At 70.9% G+C, this 18,179-nt stretch carries 14 protein-coding genes; 5 read left to right on the top strand and 9 right to left on the bottom strand.

Annotated features, from left to right (window positions below; all coding sequences use genetic code 11):
• Nucleotides 1–147: 147 nt before the first annotated feature.
• From ACFV6E_RS12030 to ACFV6E_RS12040, 3 genes are all read left to right on the top strand, one after another.
• On the top strand, nt 148–1,473 hold the full coding sequence (locus tag ACFV6E_RS12030; protein ID WP_385167587.1) for a PhoH family protein: 1,326 nt from the start codon (nt 148–150) through the stop codon (nt 1,471–1,473).
• 439 nt (nt 1,474–1,912) lie between these two features.
• Nucleotides 1,913–2,626 (top strand): transglycosylase SLT domain-containing protein, encoded by a 714-nt coding sequence (locus ACFV6E_RS12035; protein ID WP_385167589.1) that lies wholly within the window; start codon nt 1,913–1,915, stop codon nt 2,624–2,626.
• A gap of 147 nt (nt 2,627–2,773) precedes the next feature.
• A complete protein-coding gene (locus tag ACFV6E_RS12040; RefSeq protein WP_385460883.1) occupies nt 2,774–4,261 on the top strand; it encodes an AI-2E family transporter in 1,488 nt (495 codons plus the stop codon).
• A 125-nt stretch (nt 4,262–4,386) separates the two neighbouring features.
• On the opposite strand, the gene ACFV6E_RS12045 is transcribed toward ACFV6E_RS12040, so the two are convergent.
• Nucleotides 4,387–4,920, bottom strand: coding sequence for an alkyl hydroperoxide reductase (locus ACFV6E_RS12045; RefSeq protein WP_385167593.1), 534 nt, complete (start codon nt 4,918–4,920; stop codon nt 4,387–4,389).
• A 5-nt stretch (nt 4,921–4,925) separates the two neighbouring features.
• Nucleotides 4,926–5,480, bottom strand: coding sequence for a peroxiredoxin (locus ACFV6E_RS12050; RefSeq protein WP_385167595.1), 555 nt, complete (start codon nt 5,478–5,480; stop codon nt 4,926–4,928).
• 185 nt (nt 5,481–5,665) lie between these two features.
• On the opposite strand from ACFV6E_RS12050, the gene ACFV6E_RS12055 reads away from it, so the two are divergent.
• Nucleotides 5,666–6,625, top strand: a complete 960-nt coding sequence (locus ACFV6E_RS12055; protein WP_385461028.1) for a LysR substrate-binding domain-containing protein — start codon at nt 5,666–5,668, stop codon at nt 6,623–6,625.
• 23 nt (nt 6,626–6,648) lie between these two features.
• Here ACFV6E_RS12055 and ACFV6E_RS12060 read toward each other — a convergent pair whose 3' ends face one another.
• The 5 genes from ACFV6E_RS12060 to ACFV6E_RS12080 all read right to left on the bottom strand — a co-directional run bounded on the left by ACFV6E_RS12060 (nt 6,649) and on the right by ACFV6E_RS12080 (nt 11,723).
• Nucleotides 6,649–8,985, bottom strand: a complete 2,337-nt coding sequence (locus tag ACFV6E_RS12060) for an FtsX-like permease family protein (RefSeq protein WP_385460886.1) — start codon at nt 8,983–8,985, stop codon at nt 6,649–6,651.
• Nucleotides 8,982–9,671 carry an ABC transporter ATP-binding protein gene (locus ACFV6E_RS12065; RefSeq protein ID WP_385461031.1) on the bottom strand — a complete coding sequence of 230 codons (690 nt, stop codon included), beginning with the start codon at nt 9,669–9,671 and terminating at the stop codon, nt 8,982–8,984. Before ACFV6E_RS12065 ends, ACFV6E_RS12060 begins: the two co-directional genes overlap by 4 nt.
• 2 nt (nt 9,672–9,673) lie before the next feature.
• Complete coding sequence (locus ACFV6E_RS12070) at nt 9,674–10,198, bottom strand: PadR family transcriptional regulator (RefSeq protein ID WP_385167599.1); 525 nt, start codon at nt 10,196–10,198, stop codon at nt 9,674–9,676.
• A 308-nt stretch (nt 10,199–10,506) separates the two neighbouring features.
• A complete protein-coding gene (locus tag ACFV6E_RS12075; protein WP_385167601.1) occupies nt 10,507–10,785 on the bottom strand; it encodes a hypothetical protein in 279 nt (92 codons plus the stop codon).
• Nucleotides 10,782–11,723, bottom strand: a complete 942-nt coding sequence (locus ACFV6E_RS12080; protein WP_385460888.1) for an SPFH domain-containing protein — start codon at nt 11,721–11,723, stop codon at nt 10,782–10,784. The genes ACFV6E_RS12075 and ACFV6E_RS12080 overlap by 4 nt, the downstream gene beginning before the upstream one ends.
• Before the next feature lie 239 nt (nt 11,724–11,962).
• On the opposite strand from ACFV6E_RS12080, the gene ACFV6E_RS12085 reads away from it, so the two are divergent.
• Nucleotides 11,963–14,239 carry a transglycosylase domain-containing protein gene (locus tag ACFV6E_RS12085; protein WP_385460890.1) on the top strand — a complete coding sequence of 759 codons (2,277 nt, stop codon included), beginning with the start codon at nt 11,963–11,965 and terminating at the stop codon, nt 14,237–14,239.
• Between the two features lie 57 nt (nt 14,240–14,296).
• Here ACFV6E_RS12085 and ACFV6E_RS12090 read toward each other — a convergent pair whose 3' ends face one another.
• Nucleotides 14,297–15,760 (bottom strand): catalase, encoded by a 1,464-nt coding sequence (locus tag ACFV6E_RS12090; RefSeq protein ID WP_385460892.1) that lies wholly within the window; start codon nt 15,758–15,760, stop codon nt 14,297–14,299.
• A gap of 264 nt (nt 15,761–16,024) precedes the next feature.
• Nucleotides 16,025–18,163: a SpoIIE family protein phosphatase gene (locus tag ACFV6E_RS12095; RefSeq protein ID WP_385460895.1), complete on the bottom strand. Its 2,139-nt coding sequence runs from the start codon at nt 18,161–18,163 to the stop codon at nt 16,025–16,027.
• Between the last annotated feature and the right edge of the window lie 16 nt (nt 18,164–18,179).

Consider the following 18,179-nt stretch of genomic DNA (forward strand, 5'->3'; position numbering starts at 1 on the left):
CGTCCGCCCGGGAGGCCCTTTGCACCAGCCCGACCGTGCGGTCAGCACGGACGAAGCGGAGGGCCGGTCGCCGGTCCGCGGTGCGGGCCGTGACCGGTCCATCTCCTTCGTCGCTCCCCGACCTCATCCGAGGGGGTACGTCCTTCCGTGGTGACCAGCACAAAGCGCCATAAGCCCGACCGGCGCACCTATGTTCTCGACACCAGCGTCCTGCTGGCCGACCCGAACGCCCTGAGCCGCTTCGACGAGCACGAGGTCGTGCTCCCCATCGTCGTGGTGACGGAGCTGGAGGCGAAGCGGCACCATCCCGAACTCGGCTACTTCGCCCGGCAGGCCCTGCGGCTGCTGGACGAGTTCCGGGTCAGGCACGGTCGCCTCGACGCCCCCATCCCGATCGGGGAACTCGGCGGGACGGTACGCGTCGAGCTCAACCACTCGGACCCCAGCGTGCTGCCCAGCGGCTACCGCCTGGGGGACAACGACTCCCGCATCCTCGCCGTCGCCCGTAATCTCCAGGCCGAGGGATACGACGTCACGGTCGTCTCGAAGGACCTGCCGCTCAGGATCAAGGCGTCGTCCGTCGGGCTCCTCGCCGAGGAGTACCGCGCGGAGCTCGCCATCACGGGCTCCTCCGGCTGGACCGGGATGTCCGAACTGACCCTGCCGGGCGAACAGGTGGACGTCCTGTTCGAGGAAGGGCACGCCTATGTGCCCGAGGCGGCCGACCTGCCGGTGCACACCGGTCTGACCATCCAGTCCGAGCGCGGCAAGGCGCTCGGCCGGGTCACGGCCGAGGGCAACGTCCGGCTGGTGCGCGGCGACCGCGAGGCGTTCGGCATCAAGGGCCGCAGCGCCGAGCAGCGCATCGCGCTCGACCTGCTGCTCGACCCGGACATCGGGATCGTCTCGATGGGCGGCCGGGCCGGCACCGGCAAGTCCGCGCTCGCGCTGTGCGCGGGTCTCGAGGCGGTGCTGGAGCGGCGCCAGCACCAGAAGGTGATGGTCTTCCGGCCGCTGTACGCGGTGGGCGGGCAGGAGCTCGGCTATCTGCCCGGCTCCGAGGCGGAGAAGATGGGCCCCTGGGCGCAGGCGGTCTTCGACACCCTCTCCTCGGTCACCAGCCGGGAGGTCATCGAGGAGGTCAGCGCGCGCGGCATGCTGGAGGTGCTGCCGCTCACCCACATCCGCGGCCGCTCCCTGCACGACGCCTTCGTGATCGTGGACGAGGCGCAGTCGCTGGAGCGGAACGTACTGCTGACCGTTCTGTCCCGGATCGGGGCCAATTCCCGGGTCGTGCTGACCCACGATGTCGCCCAGCGGGACAATCTGAGGGTCGGCCGGTACGACGGAGTGGTCGCCGTCGTCGAGAAACTGAAGGGTCATCCGCTCTTCGCGCATGTGACGCTCAATCGGTCCGAGAGGTCCCAGATTGCCGCGCTTGTGACCGAAATGCTGGAAGAGGGGCAGCTTTAGTCCTGACGCCCGCACGGGCTCAACTCCCGGCATCTGAGCGGTAATTGGCGCCGTCCGGCAAAGGCGAAAGAGCCTATCCGGGCGGCGCCTTGGTGCGCGTACGTTTCCGGAAAACTCTTGAGGCAAACGAGGTGTGAGCTTTCACACGCAACCGGGAATTGCCTTGCGGTGTCGGGGTACGGCAGAGTCTCACTCCTGTCAGGCCCCGCATACGACACAGTTGTACCCCTGGGGGTACCGCCCAGGCCATATGGCTCTGGGGGAGGCACAGCACCTCAGCTACATCAGAACTCCATAGCGTCGTCGTATGCCGCCCGAGTACCACGCGGCGCTTCCCCTCGGGGAGTTGCCCACCGGGTCCGTGCCTCCCGTGACCCCGCAGTTGGGAGGCCAGCGCCAGGGGCACGATTGCGTCCGCGAGGGTCACCTGTAGCGGGCGATGCTGGAAGGAAACCGTGTGAGCCGGATTTCGGTCCGGGGATTCGCAGTGGCTTCGGCCACCGCGGTCACCGCTGTCGGCGCCGTCACCGGTGTTGCCTCAGGCAGCACCGCGTCCGCGAACGACGCCGAGGCAACGGCGAGCGACGCGACGCTTCTCGCTGACATCCCTACGGGTCAGCAGGCCCAGGTGCAGACCGCGTCCCTGACGCAGCAGGCCGACGCACAGGCCATCGCCGCGGACGCGAGCGCCAAGAAGGACGCGGAGGAGGCCGCCCGCAAGCAGGCGGCCGAGGACGCGGTCACCAAGCAGAAGGCCGCGGCCAAGGCGGAGAAGGACGCCAAGGAGCGCGAAGAGGCCAAGAAGGAGGCCAGCCGCTCCGAGACCCGCGACGCCACCAGCTTCTCGGTCCAGAGCTCCTACTCCGTCGCGCAGATCCAGGCCATGGCCCGGCAGATGGTGGCCGGCGACCAGTTCCAGTGCTTCAGCAACATCGTCGACCACGAGTCGAGCTGGAACTACAAGGCGGTCAACGCCTCCTCCGGCGCCTACGGCCTCTTCCAGGCCCTTCCGGCCTCCAAGTACTCGTCCGCCGGCTCCGACTGGCAGACGAACCCGGCCACCCAGATCAAGTGGGGCCTCAACTACATGAACCAGCGTTACGGCAGCCCCTGTGACGCCTGGTCGTTCTGGCAGGCCAACAGCTGGTACTGAGCCTGGCCGCACGGCAGCTCAACCTTCCGGAGCCCCTCACCGTCCTCGGTGAGGGGCTCCGTCGTGTCCGGACGCGGGCCATGTACGGTCGGACGGAACAACTCCAAGGGGGGAGTGGTGGGGACCAACGGGGGAAGAGGACGGATCATGTCGAGAGTGCCGCGATGGCTCGGCCGGCTGGGCGCCGGACTGACCGAACTGGGAGAGCGGCTGGACGAACGCCGCGCGGAGGTCGAGCGGGACGCGCAGGGGGAGCCCGGCGCGGACGGCCACCGGGACGCGGCGACGGCCGGCCCCGGGGACCGGAGGAACGGGCATCACGCGGACGCCGGGACCGGGCGCCGCGCCGACCGCGCGGCGGACGGCGGTGAATCGGACGGCGGCGAACCGGGCGCCGGCACACCGGACGTCCGCGAACCGGGCGCCGGCACACCGGACGTCCGCGAACCGGCCGACGCCGGTGCGAAGGAAACCCGGGCCCGGGACGACGACGGTGCCGCCGCGCCCGCGCCCGAGCAGGCGCCCGAGCCCGTCCTGTACGCGCCCGCCGTCGCCGCCCGCCCCGACCCGTCCGCGGCGGTGCCGTGGGGTGTACGGGTCGCCGCCGAGGCCGGCTGGCGGCTGCTCGTCCTCGCGGGCACCGTCTGGGTGCTGATGCGCGTCATCAGCGCCGTCCAACTGGTCGTCCTCGCCTTCGTGTCGGCGCTGCTGATCACCGCGCTGCTCCAGCCCACCGTCGGGCGGCTGCGCCGGTACGGCGTGCCGCGCGGGCCCGCCACCGCGCTCACCGCGATCCTCGGCTTCGTCATCATGGGGCTGATCGGCTGGTTCGTGACCTGGCAGGTCATGGAGAACATCGACAACCTCTCCGACCAGGTCCAGGACGGCATCGACGAGCTGCGCAAGTGGCTGCTCAACAGCCCGTTCCACGTCACCGACAAGCAGATCAACGAGATCGCCAAGAACCTGCGCGAGGCGGTTGGCGCCAACACCGACCAGATAACGTCCGCGGGCCTGGAGGGCGTCACGGTCATCGTGGAGGCGCTGACCGGCATCCTTCTGACGATGTTCTCGACGCTGTTCCTGCTCTACGACGGCAAGCGCATCTGGGAGTGGACCCTCAAGCTCGTCCCGGCCGCCGCCCGCCCGGGCGTGGCCGGTGCCGGGCCCCGGGCCTGGCGGACGCTGACGGCGTATGTGCGGGGCACGGTGATAGTGGCGCTGATCGACGCCATCTTCATCGGCCTGGGCATCTACTTCCTTGACGTCCCGATGGCCGTACCGCTCGCCGTCTTCATCTTCCTGTTCGCGTTCATCCCGCTGGTGGGCGCGGTGGTGTCGGGCGCCCTCGCGGTGGTCGTCGCGCTCGTCACGCAGGGCGTGTTCACCGCCGTCATGACCCTGGTGGTGGTGCTCGCGGTGCAGCAGATCGAGGGCCACATCCTCCAGCCGTTCATCCTGGGACGGGCCGTGCGGGTGCACCCGCTGGCGGTGGTCCTCGCGGTCGCCGCGGGCGGCATGGTCGCCGGAATCGGCGGCGCGGTGGTGGCGGTGCCGCTGGTGGCGGTCTCCAACACGGTCGTCGGCTATCTGCGCCGGTACGCCGCCGGGGAGCCGCCGCCGCGGCAGGACTGAGGTCCGGTGCGGGACTGACACGCGGGAACGAACGTTTCGGCCGCGTACGACGAAGTCCCGCCGCGTACGACGAAGGCCCCGTCCACCCTCGGGTGGACGGGGCCTCGTGCGTGCCTCGGGGGCGGCTACTCGGCGAGGACGGCCTCGGCGTCGAGCGTCGTGCCGACCGCCTGGATCACCGCGGCGATCTTGAACGCCTCCTGGATCGTCTCCCGGTCGACGCCCGCCTTGCGGAGCACCTGCTCGTGGGAGTCCAGGCACTGCCCGCAGCCGTTGACGGCGGAGACCGCCAGCGACCAGAGCTCGAAGTCGACCTTCTCGACACCGGGGTTGCCGATGACGTTCATCCGCAGCCCCGCGCGCAGCGTCCCGTACTCCGGGTCGGAGAGCAGGTGCCGGGTGCGGTAGAAGACGTTGTTCATCGCCATGACGGCCGCGGCGGCCTTGGCGGCGGTGTACGCCTCGGCGGAGAGGTTGGCCTTGGCCTCGGGCTCCAGCTCACGCAGGACGCGCGGCGAGCGGGAGGCGATGGCACAGGCGAGCACCGTGCCCCACAGCTGCTGCTGCGGGAGCTGGGAGTTGCCGATCACCGAGCCCAGGTTCAGGCGCAGGTCCTTGGCGTAGTCAGGGACGGCGGACTTCAGGGCGTCGAGGGACATGGAGGTCACTCACCCGCCAGCAGCGCGACCGGGTCCAGGGTCTCGTCGCCCTTGGACCAGTTGCACGGGCAGAGCTCGTCCGTCTGGAGGGCGTCGAGGACCCGCAGGACCTCCTTGGGGTTACGGCCGACGGAGCCGGCGGTCACCATGGAGAACTGGATCTCGTTGTTCTGGTCCACGATGAAGACGGCGCGCTTGGCGAAGCCGTCCTCGCCCTCGATGCCGAGGTCGCGCATCAGCTCGTGCCTGGAGTCGGCCATCATCGGGAAGGGCAGGTCGGTCAGGTCCGGGTGGTCCTTGCGCCAGGCGTGGTGCACGAACTCGGAGTCACCGGAGAAGCCGAGCACCTGGGCGTCGCGGTCGGCGAACTCGCCGTTCAGCTTGCCGAAGGCGGCGATCTCGGTCGGGCACACGAAGGTGAAGTCCTTGGGCCACGCGAAGACGACCTTCCACTGACCCTCGTAGGTCTTGTGGTCGATCTGCGCGAACTCCTTGCCCTTCTCCAGCGAGACGCAGGCGGTCAGATCGAACTCGGGGAACTTGTCACCAACAGTGAGCACACGCTCTCCTTGCAGCGAAGAAGCACCCCTCGTGAGGGTGCTTCCCATGGGTTGGACGGCCACGATCGTGGCACATGCTGCATTGATTCAGGAAATAGCTACACTCGGTCGGGTTGATCGATATGGGCTATCAGTCGCACTGAGTAAGGGGTACGGGAATGGCGGGCGCCACGGGCGGTGCGGGCATGCCGGCGGGCGGCGCGCTCACGGCCAGGAACGGCGGGCGCCGGCAGCCCAGCCTCGCCCAGTTGCGGGCCTTCGCCGTGGTGGCGGAGCACCTGCACTTCCGGGACGCCGCCGCCGCGATCGGCATGAGCCAGCCCGCCCTGTCCGGCGCGGTCTCGGCCCTGGAGGAGACGCTCGGCGTGACCCTGCTCGAACGTACGACCCGCAAGGTGCTGCTCTCGCCCGCGGGCGCCCGGCTCGCCGTACGGGCCAAGGCGGTGCTCGCCGAGGTGGGGGCGCTGATGGAGGAGGCCGAGGCGGTGCGGGCGCCGTTCACCGGGGCGCTGCGGCTCGGTGTCATCCCCACCGTCGCCCCGTATCTGCTGCCGACCGTCCTGAAGCTGGTCCACGACCGCTATCCGCACCTCGACCTCCAGGTGCACGAGGAGCAGACGGCGAATCTGCTGGAAGGGCTCACCGTCGGACGGCTGGACCTGCTGCTGCTCGCGGTGCCGCTCGGTATGCCCGGCGTGGTGGAACTGCCGCTGTTCGACGAGGACTTCGTACTGGTGACGCCGCTCGATCACGGGCTCGGCGGCCGGGAAGGGATAGCGCGCGAGGTGCTGCGCGAGCTCAACCTGCTGCTCCTGGACGAGGGGCACTGTCTGCGGGACCAGGCGCTCGACATCTGCCAGGAGGCGGGCCGCGCGGACGCGCCCGTCACGACCACGGCGGCCGGCCTGTCCACCCTCGTCCAGCTCGTCGCGGGCGGCCTCGGCGTGACCCTGCTGCCGCGCACCGCCGTCAAGGTCGAGACCAGCCGCAGCAACCAGCTCCTCACCGGGTACTTCGCCGACCCCGCCCCCACCCGGCGGATCGCCCTGGCGATGCGGGCGGGCGCGGCCCGGGGCGCCGAGTACGAGGAACTGGCCGCAGCGCTCCGGGAAGCGCTGCGGCCACTGCCGGTGCGGGTGCTCTGAAGCAACACGCCCTGGCCGGGCGGCTACTCCGTGCGCAGTCCGTCCGGGCGGAGCAGGCGCAGCAGCGGGGGCAGGCTCAGGGCCGTCACCAGCAGGACGACCACCGCGCCGCTGCCCGCCATCGACGCCACGCTCAGCCAGTCCACGCCCATGTCGATGGCGGCCATCCTCAGCAGGATCACGCCCAGGACCAGTCCGACCACGGTGGCGAGGACCAGCCCGATCACGATGGGCAGGGCGGTCTGCCAGAGCACCGACAGGGCGAGGGTACGGCGCCGGGTGCCGAAGGCGACCAGCGCGGACAGCAGCTTCCTGCGGTCGCGCAACTGCTCGAGCTGCGACACCAGCAGGCTCGCGCCGATCAGGAACAGCACGCAGGTCGCCCCCACGAACAGACCCGTGCGGATGGAGGCGAACTCCTTGGACTGATCGCTCGCCGACCAGGTCATCGGGTTCGCGAGCGGGTCGGCCTTCGCCACGGTGTTGCGGACCAGGTCGTAGGCGTCCGGGTCCGACGTGTCGATCTGGACGTACACCGTGGACCACAGAGCCTGGGCCGCCTTCTCGGGCACCGCGCCCTCGGTCAGCAGCAGGCCGCCGCGCTCCCAGCCCGTCGGGTCCTTGCGCGTCACGGCCGGCTTCACGTCCCTGGGCACCGTGTACGCGAGCGTGTGACTCTTCACCGCGTCGCCGTCCCAGCCGGGGTCGAGGTAGACGGTCCGGCCCGCCTTGGTCAGCGCGGGGCCGTCCGTGTCGTCCTGGGCGCCCCGTACGGCGAAGACGTCGCCGTCCTCGCACGAGGGCAGCTTCGCCAGCTCGCGCAGCGCGGCGCAGTCGCCCACACTGACGTCCGAGACGAGCTCGGGATCGGTGCGGCGGTCGCCCACGGTGACGTTGGACAGCGGGACCGTGTGCCGCACGGACCGCGTGTCGGTGAGCCTGCGGTCCATCTCCCTCAGGGAGAGGCCCTTGGGCACCGAGACCTCCATCTGGGCCCGGGTGACGTCCTTGCCCGTGGACTTGGTGAAGGCGCCCGAGGCCCCGGCGAACAGCATCTGCAGGGCGATGGCACCGGCCACCGCGACGGCGATGCCGTTGACCATGCGTGCCGCGGTGCCGCTGCTCAACTGGAGCCTGCGCACGGCGAGCTGCCAGGAGACCGCGCCGGCCCCGAGCCGCGCCACCACCGTCTCCACGAGCCAGGGCAGCAGCGCGGTGACGCCGACGAGCAGCAGCAGGACGCCGCCGATCACCATGTACTGGTTGAAGTCCCCGCCGTCCGAGCCCTTGCCGATCATCGGGGCGAGCAGGGCGGCGCCGCCCAGCGGCAGCAGCAGCCGCCACCACAGCCGGCGCCGGGGCGGCCGGCCCGCGCGCACCACACCGAGCGGTTCGATGACGACGCCGCGCAGCGCGAAGAGGGTGACCGCCACCGCGGCGGCCGGTACGGCGAGCGCGATCAGCGCGGCGAGGGCGGGGGACGGGCTGAGCTGGCTCGGGAAGACGCTCTCGCCCCACACTTCGACCTTCGCGACGAGCTGACGGCCCACCAGGAAGAATCCGGCGCCGAAGGCCAGACCCACGATCGCGCCCGCCACCGCCTCGCCCGCCGCGATCCGCCGGGTCATCCGGCCGTCGGCGCCGACCAGCCGCAGGGCCGCGAGCCTGCGGTCGCGCCGCTCGCCGCCGAAGCGCACGGCCGCGGCGATGAAGACGCCGACCGGCAGCAGCAGCACCACGAAGATCACGAGGATCAGCAGGACGAGGACCGGGTCCAGGGGGTCGGACGACTGGTGCGGCGAACGGAAGGCGTCGATCCGGGAGATGGTGCCGTTGTTCATCCGCGAGGCAAGCCCCTCGCCCCCCACGTAGTAGGTGAGTTCCTGGGGGCCGAGCAGTCCGCTCTCGCCGATGGTGCCGGCCGTGCGGTACGGCAGCCGCTCGCGCAGCAGCTTGCCGTCGTCGGACTTCAGCAGCCGGTCGAGCGCGGGGGAGACCACCATCTCGCCCGTCTTCGGCAGCGCGGACACGCCCGGCGGCACCGGTGCCCGCTCGCCCTCCGGCTCCAGCATCCGGCCGCGGATGTCCTGGTCGCGGTAGGTGGTGCTCATGGTCGCGACGAGCAACGTGTCGTCGGCCTTGGGCATGGTCTGCTGGCTGAAGGTGTAGTCCGTCCGCGCGTCCTCCGTCTCCTGCCGCGCGGAGAGCAGGTTCGGTATCGAGGTGGTGACCAGCAGCAGCGCGACACCGAGGCCGACGCCGACGCCGGTGAGCAGCAGGCGTACCCAGCCCTCCCGGCCGCCGGTGACCGCGAACCTCGCGCCCATCACGAGGTCCCTGGACCACTGGCGGACGTTCATACGATCCGCTCCATGTCCCGGGACCGGCCGTCGCGGACGACGATCTCGCGGTCGGAGTAGGCCGCGACCCGGGCCTCGTGGGTGACCAGGACGACGGCCGCGTTGGTCGAGCGGGCCGCCTCCGTGAGCAGTTCCATCACGCGCTCGCCGTTGAGCGAGTCGAGCGCGCCGGTGGGCTCGTCGGCGAAGAGCACGCGCGGGTTGGTCACCAGCGAGCGGGCGACCGCCACCCGCTGGCCCTGGCCGCCGGAGACCTCGCCGGGCCGCTTGTCCTTGAGGTCGTCGACCTCCAGGCGCTCCATCCAGGAGACGGCGGCGCGCTCGGCCTCCTTGCGTCCGGTGCCGTTGAGGCGCAGCGGCAGGGCGACGTTCTCCACGCAGGTCAGTTCGGGGACGAGCTGGCCGAACTGGAAGACGAAGCCGAACTCGGAGCGGCGCAGGGCGCTGCGCTGGCCGTCGTTCATCGTGGCCAGCTCGCGGCCGTTGTAGGTGATCGACCCTGAGTCCGGCGTGACGATGCCGGCGAGGCAGTGCAGCAGGGTCGACTTGCCGGAGCCGGAGGGGCCCATGACGGCGACGATCTCGCCCGGGTGGATGGAGAACTCGGCGCCGTCCAGCGCGGTGGTCGGGCCGTATGTCTTGCGGAGCTCCGTCGCGGTGAGCAGGGAGCCGGGGGGAGGTGTGATGGTCATCGGGTCACCGCCTCGGCGAGCTTGTCGAGGCGGGCCGCGGTGAGCTCGAGCCACCGCAGGTCGGCCTCCAGATGGAAGAGGGCGTGGTCGCAGATCAGCTGGTCGGCGAGGTCGCCCTTGCGCTTGCGGTCGGTCAGGATGCGCATCAGGCGCAGGTGTTCCGAGCGCTGGGTGTCGAGGATGCCGGCCGCGTCGCGGCGGGTCAGCAGTGCCAGGACGACCTTGGTGTAGAGCGTCGACTGCAAGTACGGCTCGGGCGGTTCGGGGGTGGCCAGCCAGCGCTGGACGTCCGTGATGCCCGCCTCGGTGATCGCGTACCGCTTGCGCTCGGGGCCGCCGCCCGCCTCGATCCCGTCGACCTCCACGAGGCCGTTCTTCAGCAGGCGGGACATGGTCGAGTAGACCTGGCCGTAGTGCAGCGGCCGGTCGTGGCCGAACTTTTCGTCGAAGGCCCGCTTGAGGTCGTAACCGTGGCGGGGCCCGGATTCCAGAAGCCCTAGGAGGGTGTGACCGATGGACATGCGGAGCACTCTACACACGGCGTATACACCGCATGTATACGCTGAGCGCAGAGCTGGTCGCCCAGGGGAGGGGAGCGCAGGTCAGAGGCCATTGTCACGGTTGTGTCACCACGTCGGGACCGGCGGCCGGCGGGCGGTCGTCACGCGTCGGCCGCGGTGCGTTGGCGGGCGGTCGCCACGTGTCGGCTGCGGTGCGTCGGTGGGCGGTCGTCACGCGTCGGCCGCGGTCGTCACGTGTCGGCCGCGCCGCGTCGTGGACCGCGCCGGCCGCCGACCGTCAGCCGGCCGCCCTTCGTCGTCAGCCGTCGTCAGCCGCCGTCCGGCGGGCGGTTCTCCGGGGTGCCGGAGGCCGGCGGGCGGCCCCGGCGCGGGATCGGTCCGGTGCCGCCCGGGAGGCGGCCCGTCTCCGCGAGCGCACGGCGCAGCAGGAACTCGATCTGCGCGTTGGTGGACCGCAGCTCGTCGCCCGCCCAGCGGGCGAGCGCGTCGTGGACGAGCGGGTCGAGCCGCAGCAGCACCTGCTTGCGCTGCGGCCGCCGCCGGGGCGCGGGCTCCGGCGCGCCCGCCCCCTGGGAGGAGTCCGTCACTGGTAGAGGGATCCCGTGTTCACGATGGGCTGCGCCGCGCGGTCCCCGCACAGCACCACCATCAGGTTCGACACCATCGCCGCCTTCCGTTCCGAGTCCAGCTCCACGATGTCCCTCTCCGTCAGCCGGTCCAGTGCCGCCTCGACCATGCCGACCGCGCCGTCCACGATCTGCCGCCGTGCCGCCACGACCGCCCCGGCCTGCTGGCGCTGGAGCATCGCGGAGGCGATCTCGGGAGCGTACGCGAGATGCGTGAAGCGCGACTCGATGATCCGTACGCCGGCGGCCTCCACGCGCGCGTGCAGCTCGACGGCGAGCTTCTCGGTGATTTCCTCCGCGTTGCCGCGCAGCGACAGGCCGCCCTCCTCGTGCGCGTCGTAGGGGTACTCGATGGCGATGTGCCGGACGGCCGCCTCGGTCTGGGTGGAGACGAACTCCAGGAAGTCGTCCACCTCGAAGGTCGCCTGGGCGGTGTCCTGGACGTTCCACACCACCACGGCGGCCAGCTCGATCGGGTTGCCGTACGCGTCGTTGACCTTCAGGACGGCCGTCTCGTGGTTGCGCACCCGGGTCGAGATCTTGGTGCGCGAGGTCAGGGGGTTCACCCAGCGCAGGCCGTCCTGGCGGATCGTCCCGCGGTAGCGCCCGAAGAGCTGGACGACGCGGGCCTCGCCCGGCGCCACCGTGTTCAGCCCGCACATCGCGAAGAACGCGGCGATGCCGACCAGGATGCCGACGATGATCAGCGCGGCCTTGGCGCCCGTCGCGGTGACCGTCGCCCCGGCCGCGATCAGGCCGGCGCCCGCGAGGAGTCCGACGAGGCCGAGCAGCAGCGCGAGCCCGCCGCCGATGCTGTGCGCCTGGAACTCCCGTACCCGCGGGGCGGGCATCTCGGGGAGGTCGGCGGCGGGTGCCGGTGCCGGGTCATGAGTGGACATATGGATCCCCGTTCCTATCGCGATTCTATCTAAGTGATAGCACTTTACCCCGCGATGGCAACCTTAAGCGGCTCTGGGCCGTCGGTTCCAGTGAGACGGGTGCTGATTCTCACGTCCGGAAAAGACCGGATCGACGGGCCTTTGTCATAGCGCGCGGTGTTAGCTTCGTGAGCTGACTTGAACGACGGGCCTGTGTGGCGTTTGAGAAGGACGAGAAGGAAACGGGAGCGGATCGGTCCATGGGACGAGCGGAAGAGAGACGAGCGCGCAAGCGCGGTGGCCGCCGCGCGGCGTCCCGGCGCTCGTCCAAGACCGGCAGGCGCACGGGCATACGCCGCTTCTTCACCTGGAAGAAGATCCTCGGAACCTTCTTCGGGGTGTGCCTGCTCGGCATGCTCGGGTTCGTGGTGCTGTACCTGGTGGTGGACGTCCCCGAGGGCAACGCCTCCGCGCAGCTCCAGAGCAACGTCTACAAGTACAGCGACGGCTCGCTCCTGGCCCGTGACGGCGACCTCAACCGCGAGATCGTCGACCTCTCCGAGGTGCCCAAGGAGGTCCAGCGCACCTTCGTCGCCGCCGAGAACAAGTCCTTCTACAAGGACTCCGGCGTCGACCTGAAGGGCACCGCGCGCGGCCTGGTCAACACCCTGTCCGGCAAGGGCAAGCAGGGCGGCTCGACGATCACCCAGCAGTACGTCAAGAACTACTACCTCACGCAGGACCAGACCGTCACGCGCAAGCTGAAGGAACTGGTCATCTCGCTGAAGGTGGACCGCCAGTACTCCAAGGACGACATCCTCGCGGGTTACATCAACACCAGCTACTACGGTCGCGGCGCGTACGGCATCCAGGCCGCGGCGCAGGCGTACTACCGGGTCGACGCCAAGAAGCTCTCCGTCGCCCAGGGCGCGTACCTGGCGTCGCTGCTCCAGGCGCCGAGCCAGTACGACTGGGCGGTGGCCACGGACACCGGCAAGAAGCTGGTGCAGAACCGGTGGAACTACACCCTCGACAACATGGTCGAGGAGGACTGGCTCAGCTCGGCCGAGCGCGACAAGCTGACGTTCCCCAAGCCCGAGGACCCCAGGGGCGCGCCCGGCATGGAGGGGCAGACCGGGTACCTGGTCGACGCCGCCAACAAGGCGCTGGAGAAGCAGCTCGTCGCCCAGGGCGACGCCTCCGACCTGGAGGACGCCGAGGCGCGGGTCGAGGCGGGCGGCTTCACGGTGACGCTGAACATCGACAAGAAGAAGCAGGCGCTGCTGGAGAAGACCGTCAAGAGCCAGCTCACCAGCAAGCTGGACGCCAAGAAGCGCTCGGTCGACGGTGACGTCCAGGCGGGCGCCGCGTCCGTCGACCCGAAGACGGGCCGGGTCCTCGCCCTGTACGGCGGCAAGGACTATCTCAAGCACTACGTGAACAACGCGACGCGCCGCGACTACCAGCCGGCGTCCACCTTCAAGCCGCTCATCCTCGCGGCCGCCGTCGACCAGGACGCCACCACGCAGGACGACGTCCCGATCACGGCGAGCACGGTCTACGACGGCACCAGCAAGCGCCCCGTGGTCAGCGACGGGCAGAAGGTCGGCTTCGCGCCGCCGAACGAGGACGACGTGGACTACGGCGACGTCTCCGTCCAGACGGCGATGAACAAGTCGATCAACTCCGTCTTCGCGCAGATGGGCGTCGACGTCGGCATGGAGTCCGTGCTGAAGACAGCCGGTGAGCTGGGCATGGACACCGAGGACCTGGAGGCGGTGCCCGCGCAGACGCTGGGTTCCATGGGCGCCAGCCCGCTGGAGATGGCCGGTGTCTACGCGACCCTCGACAACCACGGCAAGAAGGTCACGCCCGCGCTGCTGAAGTCGGTCGAGCACAAGGACCTGTCGGTCACCCTGCCCGACCCCATCGGCGACCAGGTCATCAGCCGGGAGGCCGCCGACACGGTCACCTCGGTGCTGACCGGCGTGGTCGACGACGGTACGGCCCGGACCTCCGTCGCCCAGGCGGTCAACCGCAACGGGCAGCAGGTGGCGGGCAAGACGGGTACGTCCGACAACAACAAGTCCGCCTGGTTCACCGGCTACACGCCGGGCCTGGTCACCTCGGTCGGCCTGTTCGGCGAGGACGCCAAGAACCACAACCAGGTCACGCTCGCGGGCGCCACGGGTCTGATCCCGGGCAGCGGCCGCATCAACGGCGGCGGCTACCCCGCCCAGATCTGGGCCTCGTACACCTTCGCCGCGATGGGCGAGGTCTCCGAGTTCGACCTGGACACCAAGCAGGGCGCGGCCGTGCAGCCGTCCGAGACGCCCTCGGTCACCGAGTCGCCGAGTGAGTCCCCGTCCTCGACGCCGACCACCGAGGACCCGACGACCTCGCCGCCGGCGACCACCAGTCCGCCGGCGACATCGGACGAGCCCTCGGACGACACGACGAGCGAGGAGCCGACGGATCCGACCACGTCACCGGACGACGACTTCCCCGACAACCCGCTCTCACCGAGGGACGACTGAGCGAGCGGCCGAGGGGCGCCCGGCATTCCGCCGGGCGCCCCTCGCGCATGACCGGCCTCAGCCGCCGTCGACCCGCGCGGCGATGCGGTCGCCGATCCCCTTGTCGATGTTCCGCCAGTACTGCAGCGCGCGGTCCAGGACCGGCCGCGAGACGTCGGCCTTGAGATGGCCGCTGACGTTGGACACCAGACGGTCGCGCTGCGCGTCGCTCAGCACCTTCCTGACCATGGTGCCCGCCTGGCCCCAGTCGTCGTCCTCGCGGTGCGGTTTGTACGCCTCGCGGACCAGCTCGCCCGTGGCGTGCCAGCTCGCGGGGTCGCCGAAGCGCCCGTAGTCGGCCGCGGGACCGCCGTAGGAGTTGGGCGCGTACGGCCGGGCGGCCTTGGAGGGCTCGTAGCGCATCGGGCCGTCCTTGGCGTACGAGTTCACCGGGGCGTGCGGCCGGTTCGGCGGGAGCTGGGCGTAGTTGGGGCCGATCCGGTACCGGTGGGTGTCCGGGTACGAGAACAGCCGGCCGAGGAGCATCTTGTCCGGCGAGGGGCCGATGCCCGGCACCAGGTTCGCGGGCTCGAAGGCGGCCTGCTCGATGTGGACGAAGTAGTCCTCGGGGTTCCTGTTGAGGGTCATCCGGCCGACGTCGATCAGCGGGTAGTCCCCGTGCGGCCAGACCTTCGTCAGGTCGAAGGGGTTGAAGCGGTAGTCCGCCGCGTCCTCGAACGGCATGACCTGCACCTTCAGGCTCCAGGTCGGCGCGTTCCCGGACTCGATCGCCTCGTACAGGTCACGGCGGTGCTTGTCCGCGTCGTGCCCGGCCAGTTCGTCGGCCTCCTCCTGGGTGAGGTAGTCGATGCCCTGGTCGGTCTTGAAGTGGTACTTCACCCAGAACTTCTCGCCCGCCCCGTTGATCCACATGTAGGTGTGCGAGCTGTAGCCGTTCATGTGCCGGTAGGTCTTCGGGATGCCCCGGTCGCCCATCAGCCAGGTCACCTGGTGGGCGGACTCGGGCGACAGGGTCCAGAAGTCCCACTGCATGTCGTTGCTGCGCAGGCCGGTGACGGGGTGCCGCTTCTGCGACCGGATGAAGTCCTGGAACTTGATGGTGTCCCGGACGAAGAACACCGGGGTGTTGTTGCCCACCATGTCGTAGTTGCCGTGCTCGGTGTAGAACTTGAGCGCGAAACCGCGCGGGTCGCGCCAGGTGTCGGGCGAGCCCTGCTCGCCGGCCACGGTGGAGAACCGGGCCAGCATCTCGGTGCGTTTGCCCGGCTGGAAGACGTCGGCCCTGGTGAACTGGCTGACGTCGTTGGTGACTTCGAAGAAGCCGTATGCGCCACTGCCCTTGGCGTGCACCACGCGCTCGGGGACCCGCTCCCGGTTGAACTGGGCCATCTTCTCGATGAGGTAGTGGTCCTGGAGCAGGATCGGGCCGTCGGGTCCCACGGTCAGCGAGTGCTCGTCGCTCTCCACCGGGATACCGACGTTGTTCGTGGTGTACGGAGCCTTGTCGGCTGCCTGCGTCACGAGGTTCCTCCTGTCGAAGTGGAGTTCGTCAGGTCGGTTCGTCCGTCCACTCAACTCCGCCGACACGGTGTCGGCAAGAACTGGACGGGGTCTAATTTCGGTTCGGTTCCGAGGTGTTGTGCGCGTACCCGTGCGGCGGTGACGCATGCACGCCCCGGGCCGCGGCGTTCCCGTCGAAAGAGAACGGGGCCGGGACAGCCCGGTGCCGGAACACGCCGGGGCCGGCGGCGGTCGCCCGCTGCCGGCCCCGAGTCCGTCGTACGTTCAGCCCCGGTTCAGCTCGAACCAGACCACCTTGCCGGTGCTCAGCCGGGTCGCTCCCCAGCGCCGGGCCAGCCGGTTCACCAGGTACAGGCCGCGCCCGCCCTCGTCGGTGGCGCGGGCCTGCCGCAGCCGCGGGAGCTGCGGCACGTCGTCGCCGACCTCGCAGCGCAGCACGTCGGTACGGAGCAGCCGCAGCGTGACCGGCCGGGACGCGTAGCGCACCGCGTTCGTCACGACCTCGCTGACCAGCAGCTCCACGGAGTCGCTGAGCTCTTCCAGACCCCACCGGGACAGGGCTCTGCGGGCCAGCTTCCTGGCCCGGCCCGGCGCGGAGTCCTCCGGTTCCAGGAACCAGTACGCGACGTCGCTCGGCGCGATCCCGTGGAACCGGGCGGCGAGCAGCGCGATGTCGTCGTCCCGGTCGCCCGGTCCGAGCATGTCGAGCACCTCGTCGCAGAGCGCCTCGAGGGGCGGCGGGTGGTCCGGTCCCGTCAGCTGGGCGGTGGCCGAGAGCCGCTCGCGGAGCTGCTCTATGCCGGTCCACACGTCCCGCAGCCGCGACTCGACCAGACCGTCCGTGTACAGCAGCAGCGTGGCCCCGGCGGGCGCGTCCAGTTCGACCGCCTCGAAGTCCACCCCGCCCACGCCGATCGGCGCGCCCGCGGGCACCCGCAGCACCTCGGCCCGCCCGCCCAGGTGCAGCAGTACCGGCGGGGGATGGCCGGCGTTGGCGATGGTGATGCGGTGCGAGACCGGGTCGTAGACCGCGTACAGGCAGGTCGCCATGCGGTCGGTGCCCAGACGCTGGGCCTGTTCGTCGAGGTGGTGCAGCACCTCCTGCGGCGGCAGGTCGAGCCCGGCGAGGGTCTGCGCGGTGGTGCGCAGCTGGCCCATGATGGCCGCCGACGTCATGGAGTGGCCCATCACGTCGCCGACGACCAGCGCGACCCGGCTGCCCGGCAGCGGGATCGCGTCGTACCAGTCGCCGCCCACCCGGGCCGTCTCGGCGGCGGGCAGATAGCGCGAGGCGAGCCGTACGCCGGTGGGGCGCGGCAGCGTCTCGGGGAGCATGGTGCGCTGAAGCTCGTCGGCGATGTACGCCTCGCGGCCGTACAGCACCGCCTTGTCGATGCCGAGCGCGCTGTGCGTGGCGAGCTGGGCGGCGACCAGCAGATCGTCCGTCTCGAAGGCGACGCGCTCGGGGCGGCGCAGGAAGAGCGCCGCGCCGATCACCCGGCGGCGGCCGCGCAGCGGGGCGAGGATGGCGCGCTGCCCGGTCGGCACGTTCAGATTGTCGCCGAGCAGTTCGGGCAGGGCGGCGTGGGCGGCGGGCGCGTCCGCGAAGACCGGCCGGACGCCGCGCAGCACCTCGGCGAGCGCGCCGCCGGGGCGCACCTCGCACAGCTCGGCGGTCAGCGCCGACAGCTCGCTCGGCTCGGGCTGGAGCTGGAGGGCGGGCATGAAGCCGCTCTCGGAGTCCCGTTCCTCGGGGATGCGGTCCGTGCGCCGCAGCCGCAGCACGACGGGCCCGGTGGGGCGCTCGTCGCCGACCGGCAGCGGATCGCGCAGATACACGAGTATCGCGTCCGAGAAGGTGGGCACGGTGGCCCGGCACAGACCCATGACGATCTCGTCGAGGTCTATGCCGCGGGCGATCCGCCGGGTCGCGGCGCCCACGAACCGCAGCCGGTCGCCGTCCCGGCGCATCGGCATCGGACCGCTGGGCGGGCGGCCCTGCCCGGTGCGCCGGTCCTGGCCCGGGTCGCCGGGCTGGCGGTCGGGTCCTGCGGCGGTGTCGGGGGACTGGATGGACTGCACCGGGATGCCTTCCGGGGCGGGACGCGGGCGATGGGTGCCGGGCTCGGCGGCGGCCGGCTGGGAGTGCTCGGGACCGGTGCCGGGCGGCGTGGCCTGGCCGGAGGGTGGCGTGCCGGTGTCCTGGCCGTCGGCCGGAGAGGGTAACGCGGCGGCTCCGTGCGGTTCCTCGCGGTCGAACGGCGTCGCGGGCGGGGAGGCCCGCGGCGGTTCGGAGGTACGCAGGAGCGCCCCGCGGGGGTCCGCGGGGGCGGGCGGCCGGCCGGTGCTGGGCCGGCGGCGCTCGTGGGAGGTCGGGTGCTCCGTCACGCGTGTCGAATCCATCCGTCCGGGGCTGCGC

The organism is Streptomyces sp. NPDC059785, assembly GCF_042732375.1.
Classification (GTDB): domain Bacteria; phylum Actinomycetota; class Actinomycetes; order Streptomycetales; family Streptomycetaceae; genus Streptomyces.

Excerpts from the sequence above, each read along its gene's own strand:
- ACFV6E_RS12035 (WP_385167589.1), top strand. The coding sequence starts at position 1,913 with ATGCTGGAAGGAAACCGTGTGAGCCGGATTTCGGTCCGGGGATTCGCA.
- ACFV6E_RS12080 (WP_385460888.1), bottom strand. The coding sequence starts at position 11,723 with ATGTCCACTCATGACCCGGCACCGGCACCCGCCGCCGACCTCCCCGAG.
- ACFV6E_RS12060 (WP_385460886.1), bottom strand. The coding sequence starts at position 8,985 with ATGAACGTCCGCCAGTGGTCCAGGGACCTCGTGATGGGCGCGAGGTTC.
- ACFV6E_RS12085 (WP_385460890.1), top strand. The coding sequence starts at position 11,963 with ATGGGACGAGCGGAAGAGAGACGAGCGCGCAAGCGCGGTGGCCGCCGC.
- ACFV6E_RS12095 (WP_385460895.1), bottom strand. The coding sequence starts at position 18,163 with ATGGATTCGACACGCGTGACGGAGCACCCGACCTCCCACGAGCGCCGC.
- ACFV6E_RS12070 (WP_385167599.1), bottom strand. The coding sequence starts at position 10,198 with ATGTCCATCGGTCACACCCTCCTAGGGCTTCTGGAATCCGGGCCCCGC.
- ACFV6E_RS12040 (WP_385460883.1), top strand. The coding sequence starts at position 2,774 with ATGTCGAGAGTGCCGCGATGGCTCGGCCGGCTGGGCGCCGGACTGACC.
- ACFV6E_RS12055 (WP_385461028.1), top strand. The coding sequence starts at position 5,666 with ATGCCGGCGGGCGGCGCGCTCACGGCCAGGAACGGCGGGCGCCGGCAG.
- ACFV6E_RS12045 (WP_385167593.1), bottom strand. The coding sequence starts at position 4,920 with ATGTCCCTCGACGCCCTGAAGTCCGCCGTCCCTGACTACGCCAAGGAC.